The sequence below is a fragment of the Haloferula rosea genome (assembly GCF_016595525.1).
Taxonomy (GTDB): Bacteria; Verrucomicrobiota; Verrucomicrobiia; order Verrucomicrobiales; family Akkermansiaceae; genus Haloferula; species Haloferula rosea.
Genome location: NZ_JAENII010000006.1, coordinates 133,160 through 149,129, shown reverse-complemented (window position 1 = coordinate 149,129; position 15,970 = coordinate 133,160). Strand labels below are relative to the sequence as shown.

Here is a 15,970-nt window from a genome sequence, read left to right as displayed (position 1 = left end):
GCCATGACCTACGAGAACCTCCTCCAACAGGTCCACGGGCAGGTTGCCGAAGGACCTCCTCCCGAGCTGCCCTCCGAGCTCGAAATGCAGGCGCTGTGGTTCGCCGGTGCGATGGGTCGCGATTTCATCGACCAGGCCGGCCAACCGGTCCGCATCATCCAGTTCGGCGAATGGAACCGGAGCGCCGGACCGGACTTCCTCCATGGAGTGGTCGAGATCAACGGGGAACGTCACGCGGGCGCCATCGAGCTGGATACCGAACCCGCCGACTGGGAGCACCACGGCCACGGCGCCGATCCGGCATTCAACGAGGTCGTCCTCCACGTCGTCTTCCGCCCGTCGTCGGCCACCAGCTTCACGCGAAACGAAGAGCATCGCGAAGTCCCCCAGGTGCTGGTGCCACCCGCCACCGTCGAGGCCGCCCTTCAGCGCCCAGCCTCCGCCGTCGCCATCGCACGCCCCGGCCGCTGCGTCCACCCGCTCTCCCAGCTCAGCGAACCCTCCATCCGCGATCTTCTCGAGCAGGCGGCCCGCCACCGCATGCAGCTCAAGGCCTCGAGATTCCTCCAGACCGCGGATGCCCACGGCAGGGATGCCGCCCTGTTCCAGTCCACGGCAGAAACCCTCGGCTACCGCGCCAATGCCCTGCCCATGCGGCTGCTCGCCCAGCGCATGCCGCTGACCGTCCTGCGCGATGAACCCGCTGCCCTCGAGTCCCTGCTCTTCGGAGCCGCCGGCTTCCTTTCCTCCTCACTGCACGAGCAGGCGCCGCCCGATACCCGGGAACACCTCCGCGCCCTCTGGGATGTGGCATGGAAACACCGCGCCCACTGGGAATCCCAGCACCCGATCCCATGGCGCATGCACGGCCAGCGTCCGGCCAACCACCCCCACCGGCGCGTCGGCACCCTCACCGCCCTCGCCCGGCACTGGCCGACCTACCGCGCCCGGGCCCTCGGTCGCCCCTTCAGCCCGAAGGTACTCGTCGACTTCCTCACCCGGCTCGAAGACCCCTTCTGGAGTCACCGCCACACCCTTTCATCCAGGAAATCCGCCCGCCCCATCGCCCTCTTCGGCAAGGCCAAGGCCATCGAGCTTCTTGCCAACCACCTGATGCCGCTCGCCCTCCACGAAGACCCCAACTTCGGCTTCGAGCAGTTCGCCCAGCTCCCCGCAGGCACCCTCAACGAAAAGGTCCGCCGCGCCGCCATCCGCCTGTTCGGCTCCGAGGAAACCGCAGCCCCATGGCTGAGGAAGGCCGTCCACCACCAGGCCCTCCTCCAGATCTATCACGACTTCTGCCTCGAGGACCTGAGCGATTGCGACGACTGCCCGTTTCCCGAACAACTCTCCCAGTGGAACCCACCCACCTAGTCCGCCATGCTTGAGTCCCTCCTCGCCCTGAATGCCCTGCCAAAGATCGGCCCAGTCCGCATCCGCAGACTGCTCGATGCCTTCGGCTCCGCCGATGCCGTGCTGAGGAATCCCAAGGACACCCTCATGCAGGTCGACGGCATCGGCCCGGAACTCGCAACCATCCTCAGCGACTGGGAATCCCACACCGACCCCACCGGCGAGCTGCGCGAGTTGAACGAACGCGGGCTTTCCATCATCACGCCCGATGATCCCGAATTCCCCCCTGCGCTGCGCGAATCCTACGACGCCCCCATTCTCCTCTACGTCTGGGGCAAGGTCGAAGCGCGCGACCGCCACGCCGTCGGCGTGGTCGGCACCCGCCGATGCTCCATCTACGGGAAAAACAGTACCAAGAAGCTGTCCTACCAGCTCGCCCACGCCGGCTTCACCGTGCTGTCCGGCCTGGCACGCGGGATCGACACGACGGCCCACGAAGCCGCGCTCGCCGCCGGGGGCCGGACCATTGCCGTGATCGGTTCCGGGCTGGCCAAGGTCTTCCCCGCCGAGAACCTCGGACTGGCGGAACGCATTGCCGACGGAAACGGCGCGGTGGTCAGCGAGTTCCCCCTCCACACCTCACCCGACAAGAAGACCTTCCCCCAGCGCAACCGCATCGTCGCAGCCTGGTCGCGGGCGCTCATCGTCACCGAGTCCCCGCTCTGGTCGGGCTCCCTGATCACCGCCAACCTCGCCGGCGAATACGGGCGCCCCGTCTACGCCGTTCCGGGACCCATCGACAAACCCATGTCCGCCGGATGCAACCGTCTCATCCGCGACGGCGCCACCCTGCTCACCGACGGCACCGAACTCCTCGATGACCTCGGCGGCCTCGCACTGGGCACGCCGGAACCTTCGACCTCCCCCACTCAACAACAGCCCGACAACCGTCCCGCTCTGGAAGGAGACGAACAAACGGTCTTCGACAGCCTCGGCGACGACGAGGCAGGCATCGATCAACTCATCGAGCGCACCGGACTGCCTGCCGCCACGGTCACCGCCACCCTGCTGAAACTCGAGATCAAACGACTCGTGCGCCCGCTCCCCGGCTTCCGCTACACCAAGCGCCAATGATGGAGGCCGAACCCACCGAGAGCCCGATCCCAGGAAACCAACCAAGCGGAACCTTCCGCCTACTCATCACCCTGATGATCCGGATTCCGGGTGTCGCGCTGTGGTTCATCGGAGTCGCCGCCACGGCACTTGCTGGAGCGGCCATCACCGGCGCCTTCATCTCAGACGGCCCGATCCACGAGTGGCACTTCGTCATTCAGTTCATCCTCGGAAGCCTGATCTATGGAGGCATGGTCGTGATCGGCCAGGCCATGAGGGTGACCGCAGACATCCTCTGCCGCGATGTCTTGGTCGTCTTCGACACACCGAAACTGTGCATCGTCACGGTTCTGGACGCCCTGCGAACCCTCTTCTACAGCCTCGGTGCCGGCCTGGCGGGGGGCTGTCTCCTGATCCAGGAAACTACCCCGCGAGCCCTTTGGCTCCTCCCCATCACCGGCATCAGCTTCTTCATCGCCCACTCCCTAAATACCCGATCCAAGCGACTCCGCGAGAAATGGCAGAAGGAAGCCCAAGAAGCCCGGCCCCTACCACCGGTCAGCACTCCACCACATTGACCGCCAGGCCACCGCGGGACGTTTCCTTGTACTTCGCCTTCATGTCCCGACCCGTGTCGCGCATCGTCTTGATCACCTTGTCGAGCGACACGAAGTGGCTGCCATCGCCGCTCATCGCGAGCCGGGCCGCATTGATTGCCTTCACGGCTCCCATCGCGTTGCGCTCGATGCAGGGGATCTGCACGAGTCCACCAATGGGGTCGCATGTGAGCCCGAGATTGTGTTCCATACCCACCTCCGCCGCATTCTCACACTGACCGGGCGTGCCACCGAGGTAATCGACCAGACCCGCAGCCGCCATCGAGCAGGCCACGCCGACCTCCCCCTGACACCCGGCCTCCGCGCCGGAAATCGAGGCATTCCGCTTGTAGAGCATGCCGATCGCCGCTGCCGTGAGGAGAAATCGATGGACTCCATCCGGGTGCGGCGAGTGCCGGAAACGCACGGCGTAGTGAAGCACGGCCGGGATGATCCCGGCGGCACCATTCGTGGGGGCAGTGACCACCCGCCCCCCCGCGGCATTCTCTTCATTCACCGCGAGCGCATACAGGTTCACCCAGTCGAGGATCGCGAGCGGATCAACGAGCGCGGCCTCATTCGAACTACGAAGCTTCTCGTAGATTCGGCTCGCACGCCGCGCGACCTTCAACCCGCCGGGAAGCTCACCACTCCCGCGGCACCCACGCTCGACGCATGACTGCATGACCTCCCAGATCTGCTCCAGCCTCCCACGCGTCTCTTCCTCGGTCCGGAACACCTTCTCGTTGGCGAGCACCAGCCCACTGATCGACAGGCCGGTCTCCCCACAAAGCGCCAGCAACCCGGCGGCCGACTCGAAGGAATGGGGTAGCTCGGTCGGCTCTTCCGAGCCGGAAGTCGCTTCCCCGGCTGCGGCGATGAATCCCCCACCGACGGAATAGAAAATCTGATCCGCGACGGCCTCACCATCCGCCCCGATCGCCGTGAAGTGCATGCCGTTCGGATGCTCCGGCAGGGGTTTCATCCGCTTGAAGCTCAGATCCTTCGACTCATTGAAGGGAACCGAGCAGTCGTGGGAAAGCGGCAGCACTCCGTCGCGTCGGATGCGTTCGATCAGCGCCTCCGCCTGCTCGAGATCGACATCTTCGGGGTCCTCTCCAGCCAGACCCAGAATGAGCGCCCGGTCCGTGGCGTGACCTTTTCCCGTCGCCGCCAGCGACCCATAGAGATCGCAACGGACGCGCCGGACCGTCGCCAACTGACCGGCATCCGCGAGCCCACGCACAAATCTCCGTGCCGCCCTCATCGGACCCACGGTATGGGACGACGAAGGACCGATGCCGATGGTGAACAGGTCGAGCGCGGAAATCATCTCAGCTCGTACTGATGATGCCTCGCCCAGGCGCTGTCAATGACACCCGAAGCTTGTGCCGAATTCCCGGCAATCGCCAGCCATCAGGATCCTCTCAGTCGACGATCTCCGCGAAAACCATCACCCCGGCGGTCGTCTGCAAGGTGCTGATGACCCGCACATCCAGGGTGCTTCCGATCCGGTCGATGGCGTGGTTGACCACGATCATGGTGCCGTCGGTGAGATAGCCCACCGCCTGGTGTTCGTCCTTCCCGGGCCGCACCAAGGGTAGCCGGATCTTCTCGCCCACCACGATCGCAGGCCGCAGTGCATCCATCAGGTCATGGAGGTTGAGCACATCGATTCCACGAAGCTTGGCGACTTTGCTCAGGCTTTCATCCGTCGTCAGCAAGCGGGCACCGAGAAGTTGCGCCGTCTGCAGCAGGCGCGACTCACTGCTGTCATCATTCGACGCCACGTCCTCGATGGAAACCGCGAGCCCTTTCGAATCCTGCATCTTCTCCAACAGCTCGAGCCCGCGCTCGGCACGCACCCGGTCATTCTGCGAAGCGGAACCCGCCATGGTCTGCAATTCACCAAGCACGAACTGGGGCACGATCAAACGACCACTGAGGAAGCCCGCACGGATCACGCCCGGCACCCGGCCATCCATGATCGCCTCGCCATCGAGCACCACCGGCTGCCCCGAGGTCCCGTCCTGGCGGAAACGGACGTAGGGGATGATGAAGGCAAAGTCGTCCCGCGTGCTGCGGAGCGCCAGCACCGCACCGAGAAAGCCAAGGCTGGCGTAGATCATCGAGGCCGCACCCAGGGCGATGGTCTCCGCCACATCCGGTCCGGAAATGATCTCGCCGCTGTCCATTTCGAAGCTCCGATCCAGCGCCGCGGCGAGCACATCGGCCAAGCCGACACGGGTGAGCAGGAAGGCGCAGAACAAGCCGACCAGCAGCCCGAAGGTCGCCGTCGAAAACCCGCGCAAGGTGAAACCCTTGATCAGGGTTTCGACAAAGATGAACAGGCCTGCCACCAGCAAGCCGATGAGGAGACCCGCCCACACCGGGATCTCGAAGGCCTCGTTGCCCTTCGTACTGAAAGCGAGCACCCAGCCTGCCGCCTCGCAGATGAGCAGATAGACGAGGCGTGCGATGTTGACGGAGGCCGGAGCGTTCATGGTCGAACCCAAGACTCTCGCGTTCCACTGGGGAGGCGCAAGAAAAAGACCACGATGCTTTGCCACCGCCCGTGCCCGTCGCTAGTCTAGCAGCGAGCATGAGGACCATCGCCCGCTTCCAGTATCCGGAGTATGCCTGGCTCTTCCAGAGCTACCTCCGGGACCAGGAAATCGACGCCTATGTCTTCGATGAGTTCATGATCCAGTGGCAGTGGACACTGAGCGATGCCATCGGCGGTGTGCGCGTCGTGGTGCCACCCAAGGACGTCGAGCAGGCGGTCGAGCTGTGGCGGAACTACCAGGAGCGGATCAACCGTCCTCCCTCCCCATTGACCATCGCCCGCGGCGGCTGGCTCGGAATACTACTCGGCTACTTCGTCGGCATCTACCTCGTCTTCGGCCGCAGGCCGCTGGCGGACCCCAGGCCGACCGCAGACCATGCTTCGGAGGAGTTTCCCGATATCCCCGCCGGATCTCCGCCGTAGTATCCGCATGAACCCCGCCCTGCTGCTTCTCGGATGCATCACCCTCACCGCCGTCGCGGAAGAAGTCACCCCACCACGTGGCCCTGAGTGGAAACTGGTGTGGTCCGATGAATTCAATCAGGACGGCCCGCCCAACCGAGAGGTCTGGCAGTTTGAGCACGGATTCGTGCGCAACCACGAATTGCAGTGGTACCAGTCCGACAACGCCACCTGCAAGGACGGCCTGCTCGTCTTTGAAGCCCGCCGGGAACAGGTGAAGAACCCGGACTTCAAGGCGGGTTCACGCAACTGGAAGCACTCACGCAAGCACGCCAACTACACCTCGGCATCGATCATCAGTCGGCCGAAGTATTCATGGACCTTCGGACGCTTCGAGATCCGCGCCCGCTTCAACGCACTGGACGGCATGTGGCCTGCCATCTGGACCACCGGACACGGCCGCTGGCCCCACGCCGGCGAGATCGACATCATGGAGTTCTATCAGGACCAGATCCTCGCCAACACCGTGCACGCCGGAAAAGGAGGGAAGACGGTGTGGAATTCATCCAAGCATCCGATCGCCGGGTTCGACGTCGACACCTGGGCCGAGCAGTTTCACCTCTGGGTCATGGAGTGGGATGACAAAGCCATCCGGATCTACCTCGACGGCAAGCTCCTGAACGACATCGATCTGGGCACCACCACAAATGCCGATGGCCCCAAGGTGAATCCATTTCACGATGCCCAGCGGCTCCGGCTCAATCTCGCCATCGGCGGACAGGGGGGAGACCCCTCAAAGACGGCCTTCCCCCAGCGCTACGAGGTCGACTACGTCAGGGTTTACCAAAAGTAGGGTGACTCACTTCTCGCCACCTTCCAGCTTGCGGAGAGACAGGGTTCCACTCTTTATAGGGTAAATCCTGCTCTAAAGATGACTTCATCGCCCTCTTCCCGTGTCCAATCCGTCATCGTTCTCGGTGGCGGCAGCGCCGGCATGCTGGCGGCCATCACCCTGAAACGCCTGATTCCCCAGCTCGACGTCGAGCTCATCCACAGCCCTGAGATCGGCATCATCGGGGTCGGAGAAGGCACGACGGCCGTCTTCCCCGAATACCTGTTCAACATTCTCGGCATCCCACGCGACGAGTTCTATCGCGAGGCGAAGCCCACCTGGAAACAGGGCATCAAGTTCGTATGGGGACCCCGGGACCACTTCTTCTACGACTTCGAGTTTCAGTATGACCAACGCTTCGACGGCGTGTCCAAGGCCAATGGCTACTACGTCGACGAGGACTGCTCGGACCTCTCACTTGCCTGCGGACTCATGCAGCGCGGCAAGGCCTTTCCCACCGGCCCGCTTGGCAAACCCGTCATCAAGGGAGCCCACGCCTTCCACATCGAGAACCATCACCTCGTCGCCTACCTCGAGGGGGAGGCCAAGCGCTGCGGCGTGGTGCTTACGGAAGACACCTTCGCCTCCGCCGAGCACGATGGCGGACAGGTGAGCGCGCTCCACTTTGAAAAAGGCGGACGCCGAAGCGCCGACCTCTACATCGACGCCTCCGGCTTCCGTTCCGAGCTCCTCGGCAAGGCGCTGGAAGAACCGTTCAAATCATTCTCCGGCGGGCTGTTCTGTGACCGGGCCGTGATCGGCGGCTGGGAACGCGATGGCGAACCGATCCAGGCCTACACCACGGCGGAAACCATGGACCATGGATGGTGCTGGCAGATCGAGCATGAGACCTTCATCAACCGCGGCTACGTCTATGCCTCGGACTTCGTCAGTGACGAGGACGCCCACGCCGAATTCCGGAAGAAGAATCCGAAGACCCCCGAAGAACCACGCATCCTGAAATTCCGCAGCGGCCGCTACAAGCGCAGCTGGGTCGGCAATGTCGTCGCCATCGGCAACGCCTCGGGATTTGTCGAGCCCCTCGAAGCCACCGCTCTGGCCCAGATCCTCTACGAATGTCGTTGGGTCAAGGAACTGCTGGAAAACAGCGACTGCCAACCCGCTGAAGCCCAGCGCGACTTCTACAACCACGCCATCGGCGTCGCGTGGGACGAGATCCGCGACTTCCTCGCCTTCCACTACAAGTTCAATACCCGCCTCGACACCCCATTCTGGAAACACTGCCGGGAGCACACGGAACTCGGCGACTATCAGGCGCTCTACGACCTCTATCAGGAGATCGGACCCTCACCACTGCTCACCAGCACCCTGCCGAACCGCCCGAACATCTACGGCATCGAGGGATTCCTCGCCATGCTCGTAGGCATGAAGGTTCCACATAAAAACCCCCACACACCCGCGGAAGCTGAACTCCAGCAGTGGCAACGCGGCCGCAAGAAGATCGCGACACGGGCCGCCGCGGGAGTCGACGTCCGCCGCGCCCTCGACGCCATCCGTCAACCCAGCTGGCAATGGTCATGAAACACTTGAAGAAAATCCTGATTGCCGGGCCTGCGACGGATGCCGCGCTGGCCGCCATGTTCCTGAAACGGGGGAATCCATCCTTCGACATCCAGCTGCTGGTCACCCCGACCCGGCTGGACCCCGCGGGAGAAGCTACCACACCCTTCGTACTTCAGCAGCTGATCAAGACGCTCGGCATCCGGGGCGCTGACCTCCACCGGATCGCCAGACCGAACTGGCTGCTTGGGTTCAAGATGCGCTGGGGTGCCCGCGAACGCTACGTCCGGGCTTTCGACGGTGCTCCCACCGCACTGACGGATGGCCTGACCACCCGCAATGGATTCCTTGCCCGTGAGGAAGGGTTCGACGAGTTCAGCGCCGGGGCCGCCCTGATCAGCTCCGGCAAGCTTTTCCCGAAGAACGGCCCGAACTCGGTCAAGATGATGGAGCAGATCACCGGTCTGGTCCTGCAACCCGGCCCACTTGCGGAACTCCTCGCCCAGGGCTGCAAGGCTCTGGCCATTCCACGGCGTGAAGCGGAGATCGCGGAAGTCCGGGTCACCGACGGCGAAGTGCAGGCGGTGGTCCTCGCTGACGGCAGCGAGCTCACCGCCGACCTCTACATCGACCTCACAGGTCAGGATGCCTCCATCCTCGGCGCACTCGGAACCTCAAGCCTTCAGAACGATGGGACCCAGGGGCTGTGCACCCGGGCATGGACGGCCGCCAAACGACGCGGCAACGAAGCCATCCGTCCCTTCGTGAGCATCGTTACGCACGAAAGCGGCTGGAAGTGGCGCATCGAACACGACGACCGCATCGGCATCGGGCTCGCGTTTCATCACGAGTTCACCTCGGACGACGAAGCACTCGCCGACCTGCGGGAGATGGTGCGTGAGCCTCTGGAGGAACCCATCCTTCATCAGTGGAATCACGGCTGCCAGAGTCACCCATGGAGTGGCAACGTACTGGCGATGGGAGACGCAGCCGCCTTCCTCGAGCCGCTCGCCGCCGTTCGCCTGCCGCTACTCATCCTCCACCTGAATGCCTTCCAACGCATCGTCGCGGAAATCCCCACCGGCCCCGGCGAGCAAGGCAAGGCACTCTACCACCGGATGATCAAGGAGGCCTGGCAGGAACTGCGCGACTTCACCAACGTCCATCACCAGTTCAATACCGCTTCCGACTCCCCCTATTGGAAGTTCTCGAGGGAAAACTGCGGTCCGGGAGTCCACCATGCACTCGTCGACCTCTTCATGAGCGGGGGACCGGAGCCCATCCTCGAGAATGCCATGCCATATTCACCGTGTGCCCTGGGTTACGATACCTGGCTTACCGCCCTGATCGGTCTCGGAGTGCCGGTAAGCCACCCACCGACCATCCCCACGGAGGATGCCCAGGCATGGCGAACACATATCCAATCCCTCAGCGATCAGGCTTCCAAAGGCGCCACCGCCGAGACCTGCCTGAAAGCCGTGCGCAAGCAGTCCGCCACGCCTCGGAAACGCCCGACCAGCTACTGATCCGAAAAGCAGCCTACCGATCAGACTTCCAGCCGCCTGCGATCGAGCGGCGTGAAAACCGTCTTCCCGAAGCAGCTAGAACCGGGTTCACTGGATCATGACCCCTGAAGATCCGCAGCCCATCGTCCCGGACCCGGGAGTCGAAAACCGGTCGTTGAGCACCGGAGAGCAGTTCCTGCTCTGGGCCGGCATCCTGATGCCCGGACTCACATCACCCTTTTTCCTCATCGCCTGGTTCGGCATCGGCTATGCGCGAAGCACCCTGTATGAAGTCTGGATCGTCGTCCTTCCCATCCTGTGGGTCGCCATCCTCGTCGGTTGCTGTTTCCTGTGCGGATGGATTCACGCCGTGAAACGAGGCCCCGAAGGCCGGACCCAGCGCGCTTGGAAAGCGTGCGGATTGTTCGTCCTTGGCCAGATCATCCTCACCCCCACGCTGGGCTTCGGATGCTGCATGCTGGTGGTCAATCTGAACATGTTCTGATTTTTTCGAGCACCGCCCCGCGTATCCACCGTCCATGCACCGACTCCTGCACGCTCTCATTACTCTTGCGCTCGTCGGTCTGGCTTCCGCACGCCCGAATCTCCTGCTGATCACCGTCGACGACATGAGCCGGGATTCGGTCGGTTCCTTCGGCTCACCCATCCCCGGAATCACACCCCACATTGACCGTCTCGCCGGTGAGGGACTGAGCTTCGACCAGGCCTTCGTCACCATCGCGATCTGTCAGCCCACCCGCGCCGTCTGGATGACCGGCCGCTACCCGCACCGCAGTGGCGCACTCGGATTCGACCCCATCTCCAAGGGAATCCCTACCCTGCCCGAGGCCCTGCAGGCCGGCGGCTACCACACCAGTCTGTTAGGAAAAGACCACCACGTCGTGCCATCCCGCCACGCCGCCTTCGACATCATCCGCACGCAGCAGCAGTTCGGACAAGGACGCAGCCCCGAGCGCTATGCCCAAGAGATCACCGCAGCGATCGTGACCGCGAAGGAAGCCGAGAAGCCCTTCTTCATCATGGCGAATGCTCATGACCCTCACCGCCCCTTCGCAGGAGCACCCTCTGATCGCTACAAGAGATTCCCCTACCCCCGGAAGTTCGCCGCCAAGGATGTGCCGGTTCCCGGCTTCCTGCCCGATCTGCCGAAAATCCGCGAAGAACTCGCCACCTACTACCAGTCCGTCCAACGTGCGGACCAGGTCGTCGGCGCCATCCTCGAAGCCCTCGAAGCCAGCGGCGAGGCCGACAACACCATGGTGACCTTCATGAGCGACCACGGTATGCCGCTGCCCTTTGCCAAGAGCAACTGCTACCTCGCTTCCACCGCCACCCCGTGGATCGTCCGCTGGCCCGCCCAGGTGAAGGCCGACACCCGCGACAAGACCCACTTCATCAGCGGCATCGACTTCGCCCCCACCGTGCTCGATGCCGCGGGTCTGCCGCCACTCGCGGGCGCCGATGGCCGGAGCATCGTCCCCTTGTTGAAAGGTGAAGCCCAGGAAGGCCGCAACCGGGTCTTCACCGTGATGAACCGGGTGCACAGCAAGAAGGAATATCCGATCAGGGCGATCAACGACGGTGACTACCTCTACATCTGGAACGGCTGGTCCGACGGCGAGACCGCCTTCCGCAATGAGTCGATGAGCGGCTTCACCTTCAAGGCCATGAAGGAGTCCGACAACCCCGCCGACCGGGAGCGCGCCAAGTTCTTCGAATACCGCTGCACCGAGGAGCTCTACGATCTGCGCAAGGACCCCGACTGCCTGCACAACCTGCTCAACGAGCCCGGCGGCGGATGGAACTCCCGCGCCAGCGCCATGACCAAGGCCCTCTGGCACTGGATGAAGGATACCGAGGACCCGCAGATCAAACTCTTCCAGTCCCAGGTCGAGCTGGCGCTGGATTGAGGACGACAACCTTGAGGAAGGCGAGCCATCACTCCCGCACCGCCCGGATGAAGTCCCGGCCCGGCATCAACTCGATCTGAAAGGACTTGCTGAAGCCATCTGCGGTGAACTCACCGCCATCAAGTAGGTCGAAGTCCGTTGAGAGATCCTGCTTCCGCTCCAAGCGATAGCCAAGACCCGGGAAGGTCTTCACGGTGAGGTCGAAGACCGGGTTGGTCTGCGGATCGAAGCCGGCGGCCTTGGTGAAGGAGAGGATGCGGAAGTAGTCGTTGGGATCGTTGGGATCGGTCATGTTGGCGATCTCGTCCTTGTCGCTGCTGCCGTCGCCGTCGGAATCGCTGATGGCGTCCGCCGTGGTGGTGTTTCCGAAGAAGCCGGTTTCCAAGCGGTCGTCGATGCCATCGGGTTCCGTATCGACGAAGCCCAGGGAGCCGAAGGGATAGGCCTCCACGGCGCCGATGTCAGGAGCAGGGCCATTGGGACGGTCGAAACCCCGCTGGTCATTGGCGGCGGTGCTGCCGGTGGCGGCATCGATGGTCGGAGAGCCGGGAAGCGGCGGCATGGTCTGGGTGGGGCCGCCGTAGTCGCCCAGGGGGGCGAGGAGGGGGTCGCCGGTGAGGACGGTGCCAGGGATGGTGCCTGCGCCGGAGGTGCTGCCAATGAAGTTGACGCCGGAGTTGGAGCTGTAAAAGCCTTCTTGAAGGATATCCGGAGCAGAAGACGTCGCAGTATTGGAGGCCACCACCGAATTTTTGAGCGTGAGTACGCTAACGTCGAAGAATGAATCGCTAAAGATGCCGCCGCCGCTGGCTGCCGAATTGCCGCTGAGCGTGGACTGGTTGAGCGTGAGGGGGCCTTCGGAGTTGAAGATGCCGCCGCCATCTTTGACTGCCGAATTGCCGCTAAGCGTGGACTGGTTAAGCGTGAGGGTGCCTTCGGAGTTGTAGATGCCGCCGCCGCGTGAACTTGCGGAATTGCCGCTGAGCGTGGACTGATTGAGCGTGAGGGTGCGGAAGTTGTAAATACCGCCACCGAGGTCTGAGGAATTGCCGCTGAGCGTGGACTGATTGAGCGTGAGGGCGTCTAAGTTGTAGATGCCGCCGCCTGAGCTTGCGGAATTGCCGCTGAGCGTGGACTGGTTGAGCGTGAGGGTGCTTCCGTTGTAGATGCCGCCGCCGCGTGAACTTGCGGAATTGCCGCTGAGCGTGGACTGATTGAGCGTGAGGGTGCCTTGGGAGTTGAAGATGCCTCCGCCAAATGTGCTTCGTCCGCCTGTAAGGGTAAGAAAGTTGAGGGTAACGGTGCTGCCGGCGCTGCCGGCGATGATTCCGAGCACGCGTGATTGCTCGTCAGCATCGATCGTGATGCCTTCGGCGAGCGCGGAGGCATCGATGGTCAGGCTTTTGTTGATCAGAAGCTCGGTGCCGCCGAGGGTGATGGTCTGGCCAGACAGCCCGGGAGCGAAGGTGATGACATCCCCGGCGGTCGCATCGGCGATTGCCTGGCGCAGGGAACCTGGCCCGCTGTCGTCGATACGGGTGACTTGCCAACGGCCTACGGTGAAAAATTGCTCGGTCGGAGTGGGGTTATTCTCAAAGTTGATGGAAGCGGGAGGACCCAGATTGTCAAAGTTCGTCGGCAAACTTCCTAGCACTTGGTTGGAGATGAAAGTGTGGTTGTTGTTGTTGATGAAGGCGCAGATCCTGACCGGGCCGGTGGGGTCGCCGATCCGGCTCAGGGGGATCTTGAACTCGATGCCGGTATCGACGCTGGCCGCATCAGTGGCAGCGCTGTCGGTGACGCCCTCGGTGTTAGAATTGTTGATGCCGATTTCCACGTCGGTTAGAGTGACTGGCCAGTTGGCGTTACCCGCGCCTGTGCCGCCGAGGAATGAGCCAAAGCCGCCGGTTTGGGAGAGTTCGGCGAAGTTGAGAAAGAACTCGACACCGCTTCCGGAGTCACCGCCGCCGAGCGTGAAGTAGTAATCCATCCCGATCCCAAAGTCGAAAGTCAGGTCAGCCATGGCGTTGAGGCCGTTGAAATCCACATCCGGGTTGTCGTTGCCGAGCGTGTTTTCGCCGAAATCGACGGAATCGATGAAGATCTCCAGTTTGTTGAAATTGGTCTGGAGGTTGCCAGCGAAGAAGAGATGCAAGAATTCGCCGCGGATGACGGCGTAGGCGGCATTGAGCTCGGAGCCATCAGCGGAAAGTGGGTCGGTATCCGTATTGTCGCCGAAACCGGTGGGCGCGAGCTGGACGGCGAGGGGCTGGCCGTAGCCCGGGTCAAGCAAACCGTCGGCAAAAAGGGTGGTGGTGATCGATGAGCCGTCGGCAGCGGTGGGCACCACGGGGAGATTGGGCTCGGAAACGATGAGGGTGCCGCCGCCCTTGACGAGGATGGACGCCCCCAAGCTTTCAAAATTGCCCCCGGTGAGGTCGCCGGTAAAGGTCTGGGTTTCGCCATTGGCCACATAAAAGACCAAGGCGCCGCCGCTCCAGGTTACATTGTTGGCAATGGTGACGATCTCCGCATCGGAAAGGGTGCTGGTATCGAAAGCAAGCTCGCCTCCGGAGTTGACGGTCGTTCCGGTGCCTAGCGACGGCAGGTGGGCAAGATCGCCGATCAAGAGGGAACCGCCGTTGATGTTGGTGCCCTCGGTGTAGGTATTGCTTCCAGTGAGGCTAGTGGTGCCACTACCTTCTTTGTTCACAGTGATGTTCCCGGTCAAAGCAGGGCTGAAGGAGTAGGAGCCGACGTGGTTGAAGTTGACCGTGGCAGTGCCGTCGCCACCGTTGACTGAAGCGACACCAAGCGTGCCGACCGTGCCACCGGTGCCTAAGTTGAGAGTGCCGGTGGAGTTGGAGGCCGGGGCAATTTCCAGGATGCCTGTACCACTGCCGACGGTGACGCTTCCGCTGGTGAGGTCGAGGGTGCCCGTGCTGCCGTCCACTTGTCCGACGATGATCTCGACGGCGTCCAGCGAGCCGCCACGGACTGCCATCGTGGCGTTGCCAAAGGCCGCTGATCCTACGAGGGTTTTTGTTGCTGCAAAGCTGCCGCCGGTTGGGAGTATGAGGCTACCAGCTTCGACTTTGAGATCACCGACAATGCTGCTCGTGCCCGTTAGTGTGGTGGTGCCAGCTGCTAGCTTGCAAACAGTCATGTTCCCGTTCATGTCAGGGCTGAAGGTGTGGGGACCGGTGTGATTGAAGTTGACCGTGGCTGTGCCGTCGCCGCTGGTGATGGCACCTGCGTTGAGGGTAGTGGCTGCGAAGCCAGTGCCGATATTTACAGTTCCTTCCGAGACGCTGGTGAGTTGAGCGATGGTGATCGTGCCGTTGCCGTTCCCGACGTTCAGCGCGCCACCCGCCAGATTGAGCGTGCCCGTCCCCGCGCGTCCGACTATGAAATTGCCGCTGACACTCCAAACGCCATTAGTGATGGTTGCTGTACCGGTGGCGCCGCCCAAGTGTCCCAAAGTCATGGAGCCGCTGTTCATCGTCCCGCCTGTCATATTGAATGTTCCTTTGCGCCGGCCACCGACGAAAAACTCATTGTTATTGTTCCATATGCCGGTTCCGAGCGTCGCGGTGCCGGAGCTCTTGTCAGTGCTCGAAAAATCTTTGCCACCGATGTAGCTGTTCTCGCTGGTCAGTATTCTAGACCCGTCGATGTTCAACTCTCCGTTCGAGGTGCTGCCGACGTAAAGGTCGCGGACCTCACCATCGGCTCCGGAATTCAGATTTGCTGTCCCCTCGTTGTCTATAAACGCATTGTCAAATTTCGTTGGTATGGCACTTCCGGACCAATTCGCCGGGGTATTCCAGTTGCCGTTATTGACGCTCCAGCTCCGGTCGGCGGCTTGGACGTGCAAGACCAGTGCCAGGAAGAGGCCCGTCAGAAAGAGGGAGAAGAGGGAGAGCTTGCGGGGAATCATGGCGAGAGAAGATCGAATGCTAGTGTTCATTTTCCCGTTTTTACGGAGTCGTTTCAGGGTGTGACAGGATTTTCACCTCTCCCCGCCTCGATCCGCGCCGTGGAAAACCTTCTGGTTCCTATGCCAGCGGGGCATGTCGGTCTTGGCGCTG

Annotated in this window: 12 protein-coding genes; 9 read left to right on the top strand and 3 right to left on the bottom strand. The window is 62.6% G+C overall.

Features of this window, described 5'->3' with window-relative positions; all coding sequences use genetic code 11:
• Positions 1–3: 3 nt before the first annotated feature.
• From JIN81_RS09740 to JIN81_RS09730, 3 genes are read left to right on the top strand one after another with little or no spacing between them, the layout of a single operon-like run.
• On the top strand, positions 4–1,374 hold the full coding sequence (locus tag JIN81_RS09740; RefSeq protein ID WP_200278754.1) for a DUF2851 family protein: 1,371 nt from the start codon (positions 4–6) through the stop codon (positions 1,372–1,374).
• 6 nt (positions 1,375–1,380) lie between these two features.
• Positions 1,381–2,487 carry a DNA-processing protein DprA gene (dprA, locus tag JIN81_RS09735; RefSeq protein ID WP_200278753.1) on the top strand — a complete coding sequence of 369 codons (1,107 nt, stop codon included), beginning with the start codon at positions 1,381–1,383 and terminating at the stop codon, positions 2,485–2,487.
• Entirely contained in the window at positions 2,484–3,044 is a 561-nt protein-coding gene (locus tag JIN81_RS09730; RefSeq protein ID WP_200278752.1) for a hypothetical protein, read from the top strand. Before dprA ends, JIN81_RS09730 begins: the two co-directional genes overlap by 4 nt.
• On the opposite strand, the gene JIN81_RS09725 is transcribed toward JIN81_RS09730, so the two are convergent.
• Together JIN81_RS09725 and JIN81_RS09720 are read right to left on the bottom strand one after the other, a co-directional pair.
• Positions 3,025–4,395, bottom strand: a complete 1,371-nt coding sequence (locus JIN81_RS09725; protein WP_200278751.1) for an L-serine ammonia-lyase — start codon at positions 4,393–4,395, stop codon at positions 3,025–3,027. The genes JIN81_RS09730 and JIN81_RS09725 overlap by 20 nt on opposite strands.
• 94 nt (positions 4,396–4,489) lie before the next feature.
• Positions 4,490–5,566 (bottom strand): PIN/TRAM domain-containing protein, encoded by a 1,077-nt coding sequence (locus tag JIN81_RS09720; protein ID WP_200278750.1) that lies wholly within the window; start codon positions 5,564–5,566, stop codon positions 4,490–4,492.
• 98 nt (positions 5,567–5,664) lie between these two features.
• Between JIN81_RS09720 and JIN81_RS09715 the strand changes: the two genes are divergently transcribed.
• The 6 genes from JIN81_RS09715 to JIN81_RS09690 all read left to right on the top strand — a co-directional run bounded on the left by JIN81_RS09715 (position 5,665) and on the right by JIN81_RS09690 (position 11,879).
• Positions 5,665–6,051 (top strand): putative signal transducing protein, encoded by a 387-nt coding sequence (locus JIN81_RS09715; protein ID WP_200278749.1) that lies wholly within the window; start codon positions 5,665–5,667, stop codon positions 6,049–6,051.
• A 7-nt stretch (positions 6,052–6,058) separates the two neighbouring features.
• Positions 6,059–6,883, top strand: coding sequence for a glycoside hydrolase family 16 protein (locus tag JIN81_RS09710; RefSeq protein WP_200278748.1), 825 nt, complete (start codon positions 6,059–6,061; stop codon positions 6,881–6,883).
• 78 nt (positions 6,884–6,961) lie between these two features.
• Entirely contained in the window at positions 6,962–8,464 is a 1,503-nt protein-coding gene (locus JIN81_RS09705) for a tryptophan halogenase family protein (protein WP_200278747.1), read from the top strand.
• Positions 8,461–9,969, top strand: coding sequence for a tryptophan 7-halogenase (locus JIN81_RS09700; protein WP_200278746.1), 1,509 nt, complete (start codon positions 8,461–8,463; stop codon positions 9,967–9,969). Before JIN81_RS09705 ends, JIN81_RS09700 begins: the two co-directional genes overlap by 4 nt.
• Positions 9,970–10,066: 97 nt before the next feature.
• A complete protein-coding gene (locus JIN81_RS09695; RefSeq protein ID WP_200278745.1) occupies positions 10,067–10,453 on the top strand; it encodes a hypothetical protein in 387 nt (128 codons plus the stop codon).
• 34 nt (positions 10,454–10,487) lie between these two features.
• On the top strand, positions 10,488–11,879 hold the full coding sequence (locus JIN81_RS09690) for a sulfatase family protein (RefSeq protein WP_200278744.1): 1,392 nt from the start codon (positions 10,488–10,490) through the stop codon (positions 11,877–11,879).
• Positions 11,880–11,907: 28 nt separating this feature from the next.
• On the opposite strand, the gene JIN81_RS09685 is transcribed toward JIN81_RS09690, so the two are convergent.
• Positions 11,908–15,819 (bottom strand): choice-of-anchor Q domain-containing protein, encoded by a 3,912-nt coding sequence (locus JIN81_RS09685; protein WP_200278743.1) that lies wholly within the window; start codon positions 15,817–15,819, stop codon positions 11,908–11,910.
• Between the last annotated feature and the right edge of the window lie 151 nt (positions 15,820–15,970).